This window comes from Paenibacillus sp. CMM36 (assembly GCF_053570945.1).
Map to the genome: position 1 here is coordinate 75,533 of NZ_JBSEDY010000013.1, position 17,491 is coordinate 93,023.

General features: G+C 46.0%; 16 protein-coding genes and 1 pseudogene. All 17 read left to right on the forward strand.

All coding sequences use genetic code 11. The features are described 5' to 3' along the window. Positions 1–50 precede the first annotated feature (50 nt). The 17 genes and pseudogenes from ACWA2B_RS21805 to ACWA2B_RS21885 all read left to right on the forward strand — a co-directional run bounded on the left by ACWA2B_RS21805 (position 51) and on the right by ACWA2B_RS21885 (position 17,283). Positions 51–941 carry a LysR family transcriptional regulator gene (locus ACWA2B_RS21805; RefSeq protein ID WP_029519117.1) on the forward strand — a complete coding sequence of 297 codons (891 nt, stop codon included), beginning with the start codon at positions 51–53 and terminating at the stop codon, positions 939–941. A 160-nt stretch (positions 942–1,101) separates the two neighbouring features. Beyond that, positions 1,102–1,953: a transporter substrate-binding domain-containing protein gene (locus tag ACWA2B_RS21810; RefSeq protein WP_029519118.1), complete on the forward strand. Its 852-nt coding sequence runs from the start codon at positions 1,102–1,104 to the stop codon at positions 1,951–1,953. Positions 1,954–2,029: 76 nt separating this feature from the next. Continuing rightward, positions 2,030–2,809, forward strand: a complete 780-nt coding sequence (locus ACWA2B_RS21815) for an amino acid ABC transporter permease (RefSeq protein WP_029519119.1) — start codon at positions 2,030–2,032, stop codon at positions 2,807–2,809. Further along, positions 2,806–3,516 carry an amino acid ABC transporter permease gene (locus tag ACWA2B_RS21820; RefSeq protein WP_029519120.1) on the forward strand — a complete coding sequence of 237 codons (711 nt, stop codon included), beginning with the start codon at positions 2,806–2,808 and terminating at the stop codon, positions 3,514–3,516. The genes ACWA2B_RS21815 and ACWA2B_RS21820 overlap by 4 nt, the downstream gene beginning before the upstream one ends. Further along, entirely contained in the window at positions 3,513–4,265 is a 753-nt protein-coding gene (locus ACWA2B_RS21825) for an amino acid ABC transporter ATP-binding protein (protein WP_029519121.1), read from the forward strand. Before ACWA2B_RS21820 ends, ACWA2B_RS21825 begins: the two co-directional genes overlap by 4 nt. A 15-nt stretch (positions 4,266–4,280) precedes the next feature. Next, complete coding sequence (locus ACWA2B_RS21830) at positions 4,281–5,297, forward strand: LLM class flavin-dependent oxidoreductase (protein WP_318626584.1); 1,017 nt, start codon at positions 4,281–4,283, stop codon at positions 5,295–5,297. A gap of 56 nt (positions 5,298–5,353) precedes the next feature. After that, entirely contained in the window at positions 5,354–6,511 is a 1,158-nt protein-coding gene (locus ACWA2B_RS21835) for an amidohydrolase (RefSeq protein ID WP_449292609.1), read from the forward strand. A gap of 9 nt (positions 6,512–6,520) precedes the next feature. After that, a pseudogene (locus tag ACWA2B_RS21840) lies at positions 6,521–6,655 on the forward strand (dockerin); the annotation flags it as partial. Positions 6,656–7,025: 370 nt separating this feature from the next. Continuing rightward, on the forward strand, positions 7,026–8,435 hold the full coding sequence (locus ACWA2B_RS21845; RefSeq protein ID WP_318626582.1) for a discoidin domain-containing protein: 1,410 nt from the start codon (positions 7,026–7,028) through the stop codon (positions 8,433–8,435). A gap of 250 nt (positions 8,436–8,685) precedes the next feature. Continuing rightward, on the forward strand, positions 8,686–9,621 hold the full coding sequence (locus tag ACWA2B_RS21850) for an ArsR family transcriptional regulator (protein ID WP_029519125.1): 936 nt from the start codon (positions 8,686–8,688) through the stop codon (positions 9,619–9,621). A gap of 198 nt (positions 9,622–9,819) precedes the next feature. Continuing rightward, a complete protein-coding gene (locus ACWA2B_RS21855) occupies positions 9,820–11,544 on the forward strand; it encodes an ABC transporter substrate-binding protein (protein WP_342428838.1) in 1,725 nt (574 codons plus the stop codon). 107 nt (positions 11,545–11,651) lie between these two features. Continuing rightward, complete coding sequence (locus ACWA2B_RS21860; protein ID WP_322252053.1) at positions 11,652–12,605, forward strand: ABC transporter permease; 954 nt, start codon at positions 11,652–11,654, stop codon at positions 12,603–12,605. Positions 12,606–12,620: 15 nt separating this feature from the next. Further along, positions 12,621–13,547 (forward strand): oligopeptide ABC transporter permease, encoded by a 927-nt coding sequence (opp4C, locus tag ACWA2B_RS21865; protein ID WP_029519128.1) that lies wholly within the window; start codon positions 12,621–12,623, stop codon positions 13,545–13,547. Positions 13,548–13,560: 13 nt separating this feature from the next. Then, a complete protein-coding gene (locus tag ACWA2B_RS21870) occupies positions 13,561–14,544 on the forward strand; it encodes an ABC transporter ATP-binding protein (RefSeq protein WP_069010208.1) in 984 nt (327 codons plus the stop codon). Continuing rightward, a complete protein-coding gene (locus ACWA2B_RS21875) occupies positions 14,537–15,505 on the forward strand; it encodes an ABC transporter ATP-binding protein (protein WP_069010207.1) in 969 nt (322 codons plus the stop codon). Before ACWA2B_RS21870 ends, ACWA2B_RS21875 begins: the two co-directional genes overlap by 8 nt. A gap of 266 nt (positions 15,506–15,771) precedes the next feature. After that, on the forward strand, positions 15,772–16,041 hold the full coding sequence (gene rpsN, locus ACWA2B_RS21880; RefSeq protein WP_029519131.1) for a 30S ribosomal protein S14: 270 nt from the start codon (positions 15,772–15,774) through the stop codon (positions 16,039–16,041). 249 nt (positions 16,042–16,290) lie between these two features. Then, a complete protein-coding gene (locus ACWA2B_RS21885) occupies positions 16,291–17,283 on the forward strand; it encodes a cation diffusion facilitator family transporter (RefSeq protein WP_029519132.1) in 993 nt (330 codons plus the stop codon). Positions 17,284–17,491: the final 208 nt, after the last annotated feature.

Consider the following 17,491-nt stretch of genomic DNA (forward strand, 5'->3'; position numbering starts at 1 on the left):
AAGTTAACTTATTGGATAAATGTATATAAAACTTACTGGGGGACTTGCGTATGAATATCGAGAATATGGAAGCCTTTGTATACGTGAATCATTATGGGAGCTTTAATAAGGCGGCAGAAGCCTTGTTCTTGTCCCAGCCCTCTGTTACAGCCCGGATTCAGACGCTAGAGCGCGAGCTAGAATGTAAGCTGTTCGACCGTCAAAGCAAGCAAACGGTTCTGACGGAGTATGGACGAAAGTTTCTTCCTTATGCGGAGCAGATGCTTCAGGTGCTGCAAAAAGGGAAGCAAAAGCTCCAACAGCGTAAGAAAGCCCCTCAACAAATTCGAATTGGCTGCACGATATCGGTGTCGAACTACATTATTCCAGAGATATTAAAGCAGCTTCGTGCCCGTTATCCAGAGGTTAACTACAAAATTGTGACGGCAACGACGGATCAACTGGTACATAAACTGTTGAACCGTGAGGTAGACATTAGTTTTGTCCGTAAAGTGATGCATCCGGCTATCCGTACGCTTGCTTTTTATGAAGATCCGATTTCCCTGTATGTATACGACGGCCATCCGTTTATGAAGACAGGAAAGGCCAGCATACAGGATATTCAACGTGAAACACTGGTGTTTTTTGAATGCGGATCACTAGATTGGATGAGAATTCATCGCGCTTTTGAATCACTGGAGCAGCCACCAGACATTGCTTTTCAGGTAGACAATGTGGTCACGGCCAAAAAGCTGGTATTGGAAGAAGCGGGTATTGCCTTCTTGCCAGATGTCTGTGTGAACCGTGAAGTAAAAGATCAGAAACTGTTCCGTATCCATGTTCCAGAGATAGCTAGGGTGTCGATGCAGATTAGCATAATTGCGACCAAAGAAGACTGTGCAGTAACCTCAGATTTTGCAGATGCACTGACAGAAGGTTTCCGGAGTGCTGTTTTGTTATAGAAAAGTTCTATAGCTTGGTGGATTGACGTATAGGTATCCAGGTGTTAAATTAATCACATCCTAAAACCGATTAAACTTATAGGAATTATGCATAATAGAATGTTATAGCTACCATGTATGTCGCAAACTGCTGATATACAAAGAGATGAGGGGGATTCATATGAAAAAGTGGTTTGCAATATTGTCTGTTATGGCAATCATCCTGGTGTTGGCAGGCTGCGGTTCCTCAGATAACGCGTCCAGTGCGTCAGGTTCAAGCGGAGACGTGAAAAAAATTATCGTAGGCACAGGTACTCAATTCAAAAATGTATGCTTTATTGACGAAAACGGAAATTTAACAGGTTTTGATGTGGAACTGATCAAGGAGCTGGACAAGCGCCTACCTCAATACGAATTTGAATTCAAAACGATGGACTTTGGAAATTTGCTGCTAAGTCTCGATGCCGGCAAGATTGATCTGGTATCGCATCAAATGGAAAAAAACCCGGAGCGTGAAGCCAAGTATCTGTTCAACAAAAATCCATATAGCATTTTTCTGAACAGAGTCGCTGTAGCGAAGGATAACAATACCATTCATTCCATTGATGATTTGAAAGGGAAAAAGGTACTTACCAGCCCAACCAGTAATGCGGCGTATGTGCTAAAAGAATATAACAAAAACCATGGAGATGCCCTGAATATCGTTTATACGAGTGGTGCGGCCAATGATACGGTGCAACAAATTACGAGTGGCCGTATAGATGCTACCGTTACGACAGACTTTGCGAACCGTTTTAACACCGATGAAAAAGGAGAAGTAGCTCTGAAAACCGTTGGTGATCCTTTGACTCAATCGGATGTACTGTATGTACTGAATAAAAATGAGCAAGGATTGGCGGATGACCTGGACAAAGCCATTCAGGAAGTGAAGGACGACGGTACGCTGTCGAAGCTGAGCATTAAATGGCTTGGAGAGGATTTCACGAAGTCTCTGGAAGATGTGAAAAAGGAAGGTAACAGCAGTAAAAAGTAAGGATAGACTTGGACATTTCAGCGGTCAGGGTACTCTATGTATTCTGACCGCTGATGTATAGAAAGGAGGCAGGCATATGAGCAGAGAGTTCAATATTGACTATGTTTTTAGCTTTATCCCGAAAATGCTGTCTTACTTACACATCACCTTGTTTATTGTAGCAAGCTCGCTTGTATTGGGGCTTATCATTGGTCTGTTGGTTGCGCTGCCTCGCATGTATAACATTCCATTTCTCAAACGTGTTTCTCAGGTGTATGTTTCCTTTTTTCGCGGAACACCTATTCTAATCCAATTGTTTCTGGTGTATTACGGCCTGCCAGAGCTACTAAAGCTGGTAGATATCAATTCCTCCAGATGGGATGTGCTGTGGTTTGCTGTAGCGACCTACGCACTCAATAGTGGAGCCTTTATTTCCGAAATTATCAGGTCAGGAGTAGAGGCAGTAGACCGAGGACAAATCGAGGCTGCACAGTCCGTCGGCATGTCAGGCTATCAGACCTTTACACGTATCATAATGCCGCAAGCGCTGGCTGTGGTGATTCCGATATTTTCCAATCTGGTGATTGGCAATCTGAAGGATACCTCGCTGGCATTTACAATCGGAGCGATGGAGATGACAGGGAAATCACAGACATTAGGGTCGGCTACCCAGCATTTTGTTGAAACCTACATCGCGTTATCCCTTATTTATCTGGTCATCAGTCTGATTTTACAAAAATTGTTCAGGGTGCTGGAAAATACGCTTCTCCGGCATGAGCATCGGGATGAAGTGCAGAAAGAACCCGAAAAACGAAAAAGTTTTGTGGTGCGCTACCTGAGAAGTCCTCGTCTGAGTAAAGGAGGTAAAGGCATATGAGTCTGGATTTTGGATTTATATATACTGCCTTTTTAGGGTTGTTCTCCGCGTTGCCCAACACCTTAATGATTACGGTGGTTTCTGTACTGGCAGGGTTGGTCATCGGTATGATAACGGCGCTGGCGCGAATCTATAAGGTTCCTGTGTTGTCCCAGGTTTCCCACGGTTACGTTACCTTTATCCGTGGCACACCGATGCTGATGCATTTGCTGCTTATTTATTTCAGTTTGCCTTTGTTAATTGATGCGGGAGCGAAGCATTTCGGCTGGCCGCTGCAATCCAAAGATGTTCCTTATATGGTATTTGCACTCATTTCGTTTTCCATTACCAGTGGCGCGTATATGTCTGAGGTCGTCCGTTCTGGAATTCAATCGGTCAACAAGGGGCAGATCGAGGCGGCTTATGCTGTCGGGATGACGACGTGGCAAGTGCTGAGACGGATTGTATTTCCGCAGGCATTCGTGGTGAGTTTGCCAAATCTGACGAATTCCGTTATTGGGATGCTTCATGGCTCTACCTTGGCTTTCACGGTTTCTGTCACAGAAATCCAGGCACAGGCTGAAATTCTGGCATCTACCAACTGGAAATATTTGGAGGTATATATCGCAGCTGCACTGCTATTTTGGGGCTTGACGGTATTGATCGAGCGAATATCTGGGTTGGTGGAGAAAAAAATCAATGTGTTTAATGGAGGTCGAGCATCATGATCCGTCTGCAAAATATTACGAAGTCGTTCGGCAAACATGAAGTGCTTAAAGGCATTGATTTGACCGTGAACAAAGGCGAGGTCGTCGTTATTTTAGGCCCGAGCGGTTCAGGAAAAACGACTCTGCTACGCTGCATTAATTATCTGGAAAAGCCGAATGATGGGGAAGTCAGCATTGGAGATTTTACAGTGAACTGCAAGCGACCTGCGAAGAAGGATGTTTTGGCTCTACGCCAAAAGACGGCTATGGTTTTCCAGCAATACAATTTGTTCAAGCATAAAACAGCACTGGAAAATGTCATGGAAGGACTTGTCGTTGTCCGCAAGGTCAAGCAGGAGGAAGCGAAAAAAATTAGCATTGAAGTGCTGGAAAAGGTCGGTCTGGGTGAAAAGCTAAATCATTATCCAAGCCAGCTATCCGGCGGGCAGCAGCAGCGTGTCGGCATAGCGCGTGCTTTGGCGCTGAACCCGGAAGTGATTTTGTTCGATGAGCCGACTTCGGCGCTGGACCCTGAACTGGTGGGTGAGGTGTTGTCGGTGATCCGCAAGATTGCGAAGGAAGGCATTACGATGATTGTCGTTACACATGAAATGGGCTTTGCGCGCGATGTTTCAAATCATGTGGTATTTATGGATGGCGGTCATATTATCGAGGAAGGCACACCGGACGACATTTTTAACCACCCCAAAGAGGAACGTACCCAACAATTCCTGAAACGGATTACACCGGAATATAACTATTCAATTTAGACGGGAGAGGGAGACATGAGTATTAAAATCGGAGTATTGGATCAAAGCCCTATACACGAGGGGGAAACGGCAGCGCAGGCCCTTCGTAATACGATTAAGCTAGCACAGCGTGTAGAGGAATTGGGTTTTACGCGCTTCTGGGTATCAGAGCATCACGATTCCGAGCAGGTTGCGGGCTCTTCGCCAGAGGTACTCATTTCCCACTTGCTGGCACGCACTGAGCGTATTAAAGTCGGTTCTGGTGGAGTGATGCTTCAGCATTACAGCCCTTATAAAGTAGCCGAAAACTTTAATGTGCTGTCCTCTCTTGCACCGGGTCGCGTAGATTTGGGAATCGGACGCGCACCGGGCGGGTTGCCGAAATCCACACAGGCGTTACAACGAAACGTTCATGATGCGCCTTCTCTCGAAGAAAAAATTGATGAAGTAAGTCGCTATATTCATAATATTCCGTCTGAAGAAGGACCGTTAGCCGGGTTACAGGCGAATCCGATTCCAGAAACACCGGCAGATATTTACGTTTTGGGTACAAGTACAGACAGTGCTGGAATTGCTGCGCGTTTGGGGTTGCCCTACGTTTTCTCGCAATTTATCAATAGTAATGAGCAGGTTGCATTGGACTCATTCCGTACGTATCGGGCGTCTTTCGATTATAGTTATGGACGTGAGCCGAAAGCTCTTTTTGCGCTTTCAGTCATCGTAGCGGACACTTCCGAGGAAGCTGCAGAGTTAGCAGGGGAGCACAAGCTGTACAAAATTCATCTGGCCAGTGGCAAGACGGCTACGGTGGGCACGTTGGAAAGTGCAGAAAAGTTTGGCAAGCAATCGGGTGAAGAATATACAATTGAAGCTACACAAGCGCAAATTAACAAAGGGAATAAAGACGAAATTTATGCTGTCCTGACGGAAATTCAAGCGAAGTATCAGGTCGATGAGCTGATCGTTACGACAGGAATAAGAGATATACACAAGCGCGTGCGCTCGTTCGAGTTGTTGCATAAAGCTTTTGCCGGATTGCCTGTGCAGTCCTAGAAATTGTTGGTCTGAGAGAATTGTAACTATTTTGGGTTCACGAAGGAGGAATAGGGATGAGTGGATCAACCGGGACGAAGGAGCAGGTTTTGGAGCAGAAGCTGGTGGACATTCGCCGCCATCTTCATCGAAATCCCGAGCTATCTAACGAGGAGGTTGAAACTACCGCCTTTATCCGTGGTCTGCTGGAAGAACAGAACATAACGATTCTGGATGTGCCGCTGCGTACCGGATTAGTAGCGGAAATTGGCGGACGGCAGGAGGGACCAACTGTCGCGCTTCGTGCAGACATTGATGCGTTACCTATTCAGGAGGAAACGGGATTGCCTTATGCTTCGATGCATCCCGGCAAGATGCATGCCTGTGGGCATGATTTTCATACCGCGTCCTTGTTAGGAGCAGCCATACTCCTGAAGCAGCGGGAGCAGGAGCTGAAAGGCACGGTTCGACTGGTGTTCCAGCCAGCTGAGGAAAAGGCCAAAGGCGCTGCCCAAGTGCTGGATAGCGGTGCGTTGGCAGGGGTGCACGCCATATTTGGCCTGCATAACAAGCCAGACCTGCCCGTAGGCACGGTCGGCATCAAAGAAGGTCCGCTAATGGCAGCGGCGGATGGTTTTTACATCGAGGTGGAGGGTCTGAGCACACATGCGGCAGTGCCGCATGCAGGGATTGACCCCATCGTGGTATCGTCACATATCATTACGGCGCTGCAATCTATTGTGAGTCGGAGCGTTAATCCGCTGGATAGCGCGGTCATTAGCGTCACGAAGCTGCACAGTGGCAACGCCTGGAACATCATTCCTGACCGCGCCCATTTGGACGGAACAATCCGCACATTTGACGAGAATGTTCGCGCTCAGGTGACTGAACGCTTCGAGCAGGTCGTAAAAGGTGTTGCCGATGCTTTCAGCACGAAAGCAACCATCCGCTGGATCGAGGGTCCGCCACCTGTTCTGAATGACGGTAAGTTGGCCGCTATCGCGGAAGAGGTGGCCGAAGCGGTCGGTCTGGATGTCGTTCGTCCCATGCCATCCTCGGCGAGCGAAGATTTTGGGTTTTATCAGAAGAACATCCCAGGTGTATTTGTCTTTGTCGGCACTGAGGGAAGCCAGGAATGGCATCATCCTGCCTTTGATTTGGACGAACGTGCGTTGCCCGGAACAGCGAAGCTACTGGCTTCACTGGCCGAGTCGGCATTGATATCCATAGACTAGGAGCGTGAGCCTAGCGGTGGTTTTCCTGTGCCAACTATTATGTGGGCCGGCAATTCTCCCAAAATAACAGAGTGGGATACCTGGATGTTGCGGTATACCTGGAGCCAAGTCAAGAAGGATACTACTCGTTTTCCTACCCGCTAAAAAATGCTAGAGTAGTGTGAAAAAGCTTATAAATAGAGCCGTTTATTCCAAAATCAAATTCTGCGATGGAATTGATTCAGTGAATAAACGGTTTTTTCATTTTATAAAATACCAGTTTTGTGCATGCAAAGAGTAAGTATATGTCCCAAAATACGATTAAAAATCCTAATTTAAATCATTAAGGAAAATATTGATGATGTAATAATCCAGTGATAATATGATTTGTGATTATTTACAAAAAACGACAAGGAGAATTGATAGTGTACTCTTGATCTCCTAGATTAGTTCGCAAACACGAAAAGAGAGCTGATAGAGATCATCGTTTCAGGAAAACTACTGCAATAATACAAATGGATATGGAGGTACATACATGTTGAACAGAAAAGGAATGATGATGGCTTCTTTTTCAGTAGTCATTGCTAGTTCATTACTGATGGGAAATGCTAGTTTTATATCAGCGGATTCTCATCTAAACCGGAATTCTGTGGTTGCAGCAACGAGTGATTCGACATTGGCTGATATGCCACCTTATCTCAAATCATCGGTGGAATGGGTTTGGAAGAATAGAATGTTGACCGAAGGCTCAACGGCTCGTAAAAATACGATTTTTGATCAAATTTTTGCGGGTAAAGGGACTCTTAATTATGTTATACGCTGGCAATCCTCTAAGCCTGTTACACTGAAGCAACGCCAGGATATTGCTAAAATGATAGATCGGCAGATGAACCATTGGACAGATCATCTTCAAGGATATGACGGCTGGCCCTATAAGAATATTAAAGTAAAAGTGGTAGGCTGGGCTGTTGCCGATCCTTCACTGCTCCTAGACAAGCAGCCTGACGAGGTCATTTATACGGATACCATTCTAGATACACTAGCTTCTGAAAAACCGGAAATTCCTGCTGCACTTCCAGTTGCGCCTAATGAAATATCCCGATTTGAGCATTTTTCGGACCCGAACTATTCATATCCGGGTGGATTGGATAAACGCTTTGATATGTATCTCTGGGCCACAGAAAATTTTGGCGGGGGAGCCGGCGGCGACTGGGGACAGCGCATGAATGATGAATACGTTCTGAGTACGGTGAATTCTGATGAGATTGAGATTACTGAACATGAAATTGGGCATGGATTTGGATTAAACGATTTTTATGAAGAACATGAGCGTCCACCAGGTGGATTTCCAACGAACACGATTATGTGGGCTGGCAACTCCGATCATATCACCGACTGGGATGTTTGGATGCTGCGGTATACCTGGAGTCAAATCAAAAAGGATACGGCTCGTTTCCCAATCACGACTAAAGACGACGATGGCCCAATTGAAATAGATCCTGATGAAAGCGTAAACATTGCGCCTGCGGCAACGGCTAGCAGTTCCTATACTTCAACTTGGGAAAATGTAAGCGCGCTAAACGATGGATTTGAACCTGCTAATTCTAATGATCGAAGTCATGCCGTGTACGGCAATTGGCCTGAGACAGGTACACAATGGGTCCAATATGATTTTGATCAAGAATATACGGTATCCCAAACGGATGTCTATTGGTTTAAAGATGGCGGTGGCATTGATGTTCCTAAGTCTTACAAGATTAAGTATTGGAATGGTCGCAGCTGGTCCAATGTCAAGCAGGCTAATGGATTGGGTGCTTCGGCAGACCAGTATAATACAACTACTTTTACGCCTGTAAAAACAACGAAATTAAGAATTGAAATGGTATCCAAAGGTTCAGCATCCACAGGAATTTTAGAGTGGAAAGTAGCAGCTAACAAACTTTAAACATTATACTATTTGACCCAAGGTTGTCTCCTGCGATATTTGTGGGAGACAACCTTTTTGAATTCATAGCTGAACAGTTAAAGTCTGGTGAGATCAGGCTTTTTTTGCGCTTTGATTATAGCGCTTGTTTCCTTCATATTTGTGTCTGTGTTTTGCTAAATTCTCGTACGAATGGCTCACTAAGAATGAATGGGTGTACGATAGTATGTATAATGGACATCAGATATGATAGAAAAGAGGACAGAAAGCGATGAGTCACGACGTGAATGCTCCTTACGATGTACATGTAGCATATGGACCGGTGTTTGAGCTGCTCAGCAGCTTACACACCTTTATTTGCCGCAAGGCTTACAAGAAGACCGACTTATCAGCCGGATGGGCGGAGCAAGTGAGTGGAACGCTGTCTCCAGGTTTGTCCGAATTGCTGGAGTCCATGGAAATCAATGCAGATTGGAAGGTTATTTATGGACTTGTCTATATGCTTTCTGATCAGGGGGGCGTTGAAGAGGTCGTAGACCGTTTGGAAAGCCAGACTTTACAGGAATTAAAACAACAGGCATCAGCCTATGGGATTCCGCTGCCTGACGACATGGAGAAGCTTCGCAAACTTGCTTTGCAACTGCTATCTGGCTGGGACGAAGAGTATTTTCGCCATGTGGATATAAGTATTCTAAGCGGTCTGGAACAGGAAGCTGAACGAAGAAATAAGGAGAAGGGCGTTTATAGCTCTATGGAGTGGGTGGATCGTACCACTAATGGCTTCCGGTTCGAGCCTTCCGAGGGACTGACGCGCGTGTTGCTGGTGCCTCAATACCATTTTCAGCCGATAAATATTATTTATCGATTTGGGTCGCTCCTGTTATGCCATTACTCGGCAGGAATTTATGTTCAGGAGGAAGATTTTTTATCCCCACAGGAATATCGAATGATCCGAAGCTTGGGGGAGAAGAGCAGGCTTAGGATTTTAAAATATTTGTATCAAAGCCAGTCTCCACGAACCTTTATTGAGATTGTCCGTCATCTCAAGCTGTCCAAGGGAATCACGCACGACCATATTTTTAAGCTCCGGGCCTCCGGCTTCATTCATGCACATTTTGATGGAGAAACATTACTCGGATATAGCGCACGGCTTTCGGCTGTGGATGAAATGCATCGGAGCATTTTTGGCTATATGGAGCGAAATTAGGCTGCACGCACCCGTCAGACTTTAACACTTTAAACAAATAGACGTCGATCATTTGGAATCCAGATGAGTTGACGTCTTTTTTTTACATAAAAAATGTAGTTCTCCCTTTACAGAACCCCAATAAATTCCTATAATGAGGTTTATCTTCTTAATCACAACTTGTTCTATCGGAATTTAATAATTTAACTCGGGGGGATTATGTTGAAAAAGAGTATTATTTTACTTAGCAGTCTACTTCTGGCGAGCTCTATTTTGCTGGCGGCTTGCTCTAACGGTGGACCGGACAGCTCCAACAATGCTACTGCCCAAAATAATGGGGACACACAGACAGCTACTACAACGCAGCCATTAACAAGTTTGGTAAAGGCTTCTGATATGTCCAAATTGCCGGAAGTGTCCAAAAAGAGAAGCGACACGATTATTGTGGGTCTGACTGACCCAGCCGGGGTGTTTACTCCGTATTTTAACCAAAGCGGCTATGACGGCAACGTGATTTCGCAATTGTGGACTCCGCTGGTCACAGTAGACGAGAAGGGGCTTCCGCTGCCCAATCTGGCTAAGAGCTGGGATATTTCTAAAGATAATCTAACGTATACATTTCATCTGGTTCCCGGTACTAAATTCAGTGATGGCTCCCCTTTGACAGCAGAAGATGTCGCTTTTACTTGGACGTTGATCTATGACAAAGCCTATCCTGGCGACAGTCAAATCCGAAAGCTGAACATTAAAGGCGGCAACGCCTATACGGAAGGCAAGGCAAAACAAATTGCAGGAATCAAGGTAATTGATGCGCAGACCATTTCTGCGACGTTGGAAAAACCTAACGCGTTGGCTCTGCCGATTCTGGGTGAATATGTACTGTCCAAAGCCTACTACGGCAAGGATTATAAGTTTGGACAGCTGGATTATTTTAAGAATCTACATAGTAGTCCTCTGGGGAATGGGGCTTATAAGCTGGAAAAATTTATTCCGGGGCAAGAAGTTCGTCTGGAGGCGAATGATCACTTTTTCAAAGGCAAGCCGAAAACACAGCATTTCATTTACAAAACAGCAGAAGGCGATGCTTGGCAGTTTATTGAAACGGGCGATACCGACTTTGCATCCTTCACCGCAACTCAGGAAAATATTGACAAACTGAAAGGGCTTGGCTTTTTAAACATTTTGCCGTATACCCCTAGCACTTACGGATATTTGCAAGTAAATCTAGAAAATGAAAAGCTTAAGGATAAAAAGGTTCGTCAAGCATTGACCTATGGACTAGATCGGAAAAGTATTTATGTCGACGCAGCTCAGGGAGCAGGGGCGGTCGCAAACATTCCAGCTTCCCCAATATTCTGGTCTTACACGACCGATGGGATCAATCCATACAACTACGACCCGGAGCAAGCGAAAAAGCTGCTGGATGAAGCGGGTTGGGTGGAAGGTAGTGACGGTATCCGTGAGAAAAACGGTCAGAAGCTGACCATTCACCTGCTGACCTCTAAACGTCCAGAAACAGACACCTTTATTGCGCTTGCGGCTGAAAATTACAAAGCGATTGGTGTTGACCTTCAGCCGGAAATCTTTGCAGACTTTAATGCAATGGTAGCCAAAGTAGAAGGTAAAGATTATGATCTCGCCGCCTTCTCGACAGGCATGCTGACAGATCCATCGGATGGAATCGAGCAATTCGTCAATGGAGAAGTCAAGGGATATAACAATCCAAAGGTAAAAGAGCTATATGAAAAAGGCTTGTCTACGACGAATATGGAAGAACGCAAGAAAATATATAAAGAATTATATGTGCTGCTAAACGATGAACTGCCCGTTATTTTTACCAACTATAAGAAGACGGTGTATGCCTACAATGGTCGGATGGAACATGTAAAGGTCAGTCCGTTCATTGGCTTGTCTGGTAATCTGTTCGAATGGTCCCTTAAATAAGCCACATTTGCGGGCCCCTTGTGAAGAACATCAGGTTCGGATCAAGGGGCCTCCCAAATGGGGGAAACGTAATGAGTAGCCTGACCTTGAATTGAAAGGAGTCTGTCATGAGCTCGTTTTTAACGAAAAGACTGACGTATATGGTTATTATTTTGTTGGCCGCATCGATGATGATTTTTTTCCTGTATGCCATGACACCGGGAGATTTCATTAGCGGCAATCTGAAGCTGTCGCCAGAGAGAAAGGCGGAGCTGAGGGAGATTTACGGCCTCAATAAGCCTATTCTTGAACGCTATGGAAATTGGCTAGGCAATGCGCTGCATGGCAATTTTGGCTATTCGCTTGCCCAGCAGAAGCCGGTGCTGACCTTATTTAATGAATATATCTGGAACTCGTTTTTGCTGGCCGTTATATCGACCTTCCTGACCTGGTTTATCGCGGTCATTATTGGTGTGGTTGCTGCTTATAAGCAGTATTCATGGTTTGATACGTTGGTAATGGTAGTGATTTTCGCTGCCATGTCTGTGCCCTCTTTTTTTATCGGGCTGTATCTGATTAAAATCGCAGCGGTTGACCTGAAGTGGTTGCCACCCGGTGGCATGCTCAATACGGGCAGTAACGCTACAGGTATGGAGTATGTGAAGGAGGTTCTCCAGCATATGACCTTGCCAGTGATCGTTATGACGCTGCTGGGACTGGGTTCGCTGACCCGCTACTTCCGTAGCAATATGATCGACGTGATCCAGCAGGATTATATACGCACAGCGCGTGCAAAGGGCTTAAAGGAAAGAAAGGTACTTTTTACGCACGCATTGAGAAATGCATTACTGCCTGCCATTACGCTCGTTGGCTTCGAATTACCTGCACTGTTTGGCGGGTCCCTGATTATTGAAAAGATTTTTAATTGGCCGGGAATCGGTCAGTTGTACATGCAATCCTTTTCGCTCCGGGATTATCCGCTACTTATGGGCTTTACGATGCTAATTGCCATATTGAGCGTGATCGGGACACTGTTGTCCGATATTTTGTATCGCATCGCGGACCCGCGTGTGAAAGTGTAAGAAGGGGGCTAAGGAATGTCATCCGTGAGCAGTAATTTGAGCAAGAGCAACGGCAGACTGCAAGCAACTGTTAAATCTTCAATGTGGCAGCAAGCGCTCCGGCAGCTGTTCAGAAACAAGCTTGCTATGGCTGGTCTGCTCGTCGTGGTATTTATGTTTTTGCTCTGTTTTATCGGCCCGCTATTTTCTCCTTATTCCGATAATAAAACAAATATATTAATGATGAACAAGGCGCCAAATATCCATCACTGGTTAGGAACAGACAAGCTGGGACGGGATGTGCTGACACGTGTGATGCAGGCAGGTCAAATTTCTCTTACCGTGGGTTTGGCTTCCATGGTATTGTCAGTCTTTTTGGGGGCTACGCTGGGGGTCATATCCGCATATTTTCGCGGGATTGCAGATCAGATTATTATGCGCGTTGCTGATTTGCTGCTGACAATTCCCAGTTTGCCCCTGCTATTTATTATGGGCGCGCTGCTATCTGATTGGAAGGTTCCACCCGATCAACGGATGTATATTGTCATGCTGATGCTTAGTCTGGTCAACTGGCCGGGGATTGCACGGATGGTGAGGGGCCAGATGCTTAGTTTGCGGGAACGTGAATTTATGCAAGCCGCGACGGTACTGGGACTCTCGAATCGTCGAAAGCTGTTCAAGCATCTGCTGCCGAATATTTTACCGTTGTTGATCGTTATCGCTACATTGAATATTGGCGGAGCTATCTTGAGTGAATCTGTACTCAGCTTCTTTGGCCTTGGCGTGCTACCCACGACACCAACTTGGGGCAATATGATTGATGCCGCTAACAATGTGCTGGATTTTCAGCAACGACCGTGGTTGTGGATACCGCCAGGACTGTCTATTTTTGCTACAGTCATCGCTATTAATATTTTTGGTGACGGGCTGCGGGATGTACTTGACCCGAAACATAAGAGGTAGGTGATCATACACCATGGACAATTTACTTTCCATTGAACATTTAAGCACTCATTTTTATACAGAAGAAGGAACGGTTAAAGCGGTGGATGATATCAGCTTCCGTGTGAAGCCGGGGGAAACGGTATGCATTGTCGGTGAATCGGGCTGCGGCAAAAGTATTACCGCGATGTCGATCATGGGTCTCATCCAGAGTCCTGGTGGTAAAGTGGCAGGCGGAAGCATCCGTTTTGAGGAAACCGATCTGCTAGAGCTTAGCAGAAATGAGATGCGCACGATTCGCGGGCATGAAATATCCATGATCTTTCAGGAGCCGATGTCTTCATTGAATCCAGTCATGACCATTGGTGAACAGCTATCCGAACCACTGATTGAGCATTTGAAAATAGGCCGTAAGGAAGCTCGTAAGCGAGCACTGGAGCTGATCGAACAGGTCGGTATATCCCGGCCGGAGCAGATTTTAAAAAGCTATCCGCATGAACTGAGCGGAGGAATGCTGCAGCGCATTATGATTGCCATTGCTGTTTCTTGCAGTCCCAAGCTGCTTATCGCGGATGAGCCAACCACGGCGCTGGATGTAACGATTCAGGCGCAGATTCTCGATATGCTGCGTGAATTTAAAGCCCAATCCAATATGTCGCTCATGCTAATCACTCATGATCTGGGTGTTGTCGCCGAAATGGCTGATTACGTCATAGTGATGTATGCAGGCAAGATCGTCGAGGAAGGCGAGGTGGTACAGCTGTTCAATCATCCCAAGCATCCTTATACACAGGGGTTACTAAAGTCCAAACCGGTGCTTAATCAGCGCCAAGAGGAACTGTATTCCATCCCCGGGCAGGTACCTAATCCGCTGGAGCTGACGACTTCCTGTTATTTTCACGACCGCTGTGGGTATTGCATGGACATTTGCCGTATAAAAGAGCCTACATTAAAAGAAGTTTCAGCTCAGCAGAAAGCATCCTGCTGGCTATATGAGGAGGCGGTTGTTCATGGCTGAGCCATTGTTGGAAATAGACCGCTTAAAAACATACTTTCCCGTGAAGTCCGGGTTTATGAACCGTACTTCAGGACATGTGCGGGCGGTAGACGATATCAGCTTTACAATCCGTCAGGGTGAAACCTTCGGGTTGGTAGGGGAATCGGGGAGCGGTAAAAGCACGGTGGGCCGCACGATTGTTAGATTGACGGATAAAACGGACGGTACCGTAAAATACAAAGGGGTGGATCTGCACAGCTTGTCTGCCAAAGCGATGCAGGAGCTTCGTCCTAAAATTCAGCTGATCTTTCAAGACCCGTATAGCTCGCTGAATCCCCGTGTACGGATTGGTGATGCCATTGGTGAGGCGCTACTGGATCACGGTATAGCTACCAAAGAGGAGGTCCGGCAGATTGTGCTGGACGTGCTCAAGCTATGTGGATTGTCCGAATATCATATCGACCGTTTCCCCCATGAATTTTCGGGAGGTCAACGTCAACGGATCGGCATTGCCCGAGCGTTGGCGCTTCAGCCGGATCTAATTATCGCTGATGAGCCGGTATCAGCGCTGGATGTGTCCATACAGGCGCAGATTATTAACCTATTCGCCAAATTGCAGGCCGAACGGGGTTTGACATATTTGTTCATCTCGCATGATTTGAGCGTGGTGGAACATTTGTGTTCCCGTATTGGCGTGATGTATCTAGGCTCTATGGTCGAAACAGCTTCGCGTGACGAGTTATTCGGCAATCCGCTGCATCCGTATACGAAGGCGTTGCTGTCGGCTGTGCCTATTCCGGTGCCGAAGTTGAAAAGAGAACGAATTTTGCTCAAGGGGGATATTCCTAGTCCGGTTAATCCGCCTTCGGGCTGCAAATTCCATACTCGCTGCCCCTTTGCCATCGGGCGTTGTTCTAAAGAGATTCCACTCTATCGTGAGGCACGTCCAGATCACTGGGTAGCTTGCCATTTGGCTGAATGAACAGAGCTAGTCAACAAATTTTAAAGCCGTTGAAACGGCAGACCGATCACAAGAGTGAAAGGGGTCTACTGTTTCAACGGCTTTTTAATGTTGTTGTGATTCAAACCGCTTGGGTTGACAACACGCTTGGAGCAGCGTTATATTAAATAGTAATCGTAATTATTACTATTTATGGTGTGAAATCATGTTCATATCCGTGTTCATCAATCTCGTGGTAGTGATGGTGAACCTTCATGATTGGCATATAACACAAGGAGGAGCTTTACATGGCCAAGAAGTCAAAAGTCGTAAAAGAGAAGAAACGCCAGGAAATTGTAGCTAAATATGCGGACCTGAGACGTGAATTGAAAGCAAAAGGGGACTACGAAGCTTTGCAAAAGCTTCCGCGTGACTCATCTCCAACACGCCTGAAAAGCCGTTGTGAGCTGACAGGAAGACCCAGAGGATACTTGCGCAAATTCAAGCTGTCTCGTATAGCGTTCCGCGAGTTGGCACATCAAGGCCAAATTCCAGGCATTACGAAATCAAGCTGGTAAACAGGCACTTATGTTGATCGCCAGCGCATGTAGATTATCTGTGTTGTTAACTTGAGGGTATGTCTGATAGAAGGCTGTAACGGGAATGCTTCATGTCGTAGGGTGACATGGGGCATTCCTTTTCCATGGAAAATATTATCGTTTGTATTGATTCTCCTCAGCTGGTTAGGTAGAATATGGACGGGTTAAAAATAATACATAACAAACGATGATATAACAGATTATGTATACCTCAGGAGGAGCTACAAGATGGAAGTGAAACAGAAAGAGGACTCCTTTTGGAGTATGGTCAAAAAAGGAAACAAATCTTCGGGCTCGGCGGCGTTAGGTAATACTGGCATTGCCTTGATTAAGGGGATTGCTTTTGCCTTGACAGGTAGTGGTTCTATGTTTGCTACGATGATGCATTCCATTGCGGATGCAGTGAATCAAATGTTTGTGTTCGCGGGCAGTGTACTAGCAGAGAAAAAACCGACAAAACGCTTTCCTACCGGCTTTGGACGGGTGATTAACCTGTTCTGTATGGTTGCTGTTATTGTCGTAACGATCATGGCCTATGAAACCGCATTGGAAGGCATTCATTTGCTTCAGCATCCGGCTGAATCTACACATGGATTTTGGATTAATGTAGTAGTGCTGATTTTGTCACTAGTGGTGGACGGATTTGTATGGAGCAAAGCGATGAAAGAAGTGCTGCATGAATCCAGAGTAGAAGCGAAGGGGCTAAGCATTTTCACCACTGCGTTCCGCCACGTGGGGCGTGCTGCACCGCCAACCCGTCTGGTATTTTATGAAGATTTGGTAGCAACAACGGGGGGAGTACTCGCCCTGCTAGCAGTGGTGGTCACATCGCTGACCGATTTTAAACTGTTGGACGGTATTTCAAGTATTCTCATCGGTTGTCTGATGGTCGGTGTTGCTTTCCGGGTCGGTTACGACAACATGGTAGGTTTGATCGGTGTATCTGCTCCTCCTGATATCGAAGAACGTGTGGCTTCCATTATTCTAGCAGACACACATGTTACGGATATTTATCAAATGCGTATTTTGCAGGAAGGACGCTACTATCACGTGGAAGGGTTGATTGAGCTTACACCGGGCATGACGCTGGCAGATGCTGACGATATTAAATTTAGAGTCGAGGACGCTTTGCTACGTGATCCTAATATCTCAGATGCAGCACTGGGTATTCTGGAGGATGACGGAATTAAAAACTGGAAACCAGAAAAGCCAAAGGTCTAGAAACGATAAATCCAGGCCAATCTGGACTCAGTCTGGCAAAAGAGTAGAACAAGAACTTCCATGACTACAGCAACGTGGCGTGGAGGTTCTTTTGTGTTTTGCGGTATTGTTTTTCTACCCCTTTGAATTTAGGATGATTGTTAGATACAATGAAAGCGTTAACAAAAAAGAGGGTGAAACGAATGCTTCTCATGGGGAGGAAAGGCAA

What these genes read in the sequence shown, in the direction of transcription:
- ACWA2B_RS21825 (WP_029519121.1), top strand. Translation starts at nt 3,513, where the DNA reads ATGATCCGTCTGCAAAATATTACGAAGTCGTTCGGCAAACATGAAGTG.
- ACWA2B_RS21870 (WP_069010208.1), top strand. Translation starts at nt 13,561, where the DNA reads ATGGACAATTTACTTTCCATTGAACATTTAAGCACTCATTTTTATACA.
- ACWA2B_RS21805 (WP_029519117.1), top strand. Translation starts at nt 51, where the DNA reads ATGAATATCGAGAATATGGAAGCCTTTGTATACGTGAATCATTATGGG.
- ACWA2B_RS21810 (WP_029519118.1), top strand. Translation starts at nt 1,102, where the DNA reads ATGAAAAAGTGGTTTGCAATATTGTCTGTTATGGCAATCATCCTGGTG.
- opp4C (WP_029519128.1), top strand. Translation starts at nt 12,621, where the DNA reads ATGTCATCCGTGAGCAGTAATTTGAGCAAGAGCAACGGCAGACTGCAA.
- ACWA2B_RS21855 (WP_342428838.1), top strand. Translation starts at nt 9,820, where the DNA reads ATGTTGAAAAAGAGTATTATTTTACTTAGCAGTCTACTTCTGGCGAGC.
- ACWA2B_RS21850 (WP_029519125.1), top strand. Translation starts at nt 8,686, where the DNA reads ATGAGTCACGACGTGAATGCTCCTTACGATGTACATGTAGCATATGGA.
- ACWA2B_RS21885 (WP_029519132.1), top strand. Translation starts at nt 16,291, where the DNA reads ATGGAAGTGAAACAGAAAGAGGACTCCTTTTGGAGTATGGTCAAAAAA.
- ACWA2B_RS21820 (WP_029519120.1), top strand. Translation starts at nt 2,806, where the DNA reads ATGAGTCTGGATTTTGGATTTATATATACTGCCTTTTTAGGGTTGTTC.
- ACWA2B_RS21830 (WP_318626584.1), top strand. Translation starts at nt 4,281, where the DNA reads ATGAGTATTAAAATCGGAGTATTGGATCAAAGCCCTATACACGAGGGG.
- rpsN (WP_029519131.1), top strand. Translation starts at nt 15,772, where the DNA reads ATGGCCAAGAAGTCAAAAGTCGTAAAAGAGAAGAAACGCCAGGAAATT.
- ACWA2B_RS21875 (WP_069010207.1), top strand. Translation starts at nt 14,537, where the DNA reads ATGGCTGAGCCATTGTTGGAAATAGACCGCTTAAAAACATACTTTCCC.
- ACWA2B_RS21815 (WP_029519119.1), top strand. Translation starts at nt 2,030, where the DNA reads ATGAGCAGAGAGTTCAATATTGACTATGTTTTTAGCTTTATCCCGAAA.
- ACWA2B_RS21845 (WP_318626582.1), top strand. Translation starts at nt 7,026, where the DNA reads ATGTTGAACAGAAAAGGAATGATGATGGCTTCTTTTTCAGTAGTCATT.
- ACWA2B_RS21835 (WP_449292609.1), top strand. Translation starts at nt 5,354, where the DNA reads ATGAGTGGATCAACCGGGACGAAGGAGCAGGTTTTGGAGCAGAAGCTG.
- ACWA2B_RS21860 (WP_322252053.1), top strand. Translation starts at nt 11,652, where the DNA reads ATGAGCTCGTTTTTAACGAAAAGACTGACGTATATGGTTATTATTTTG.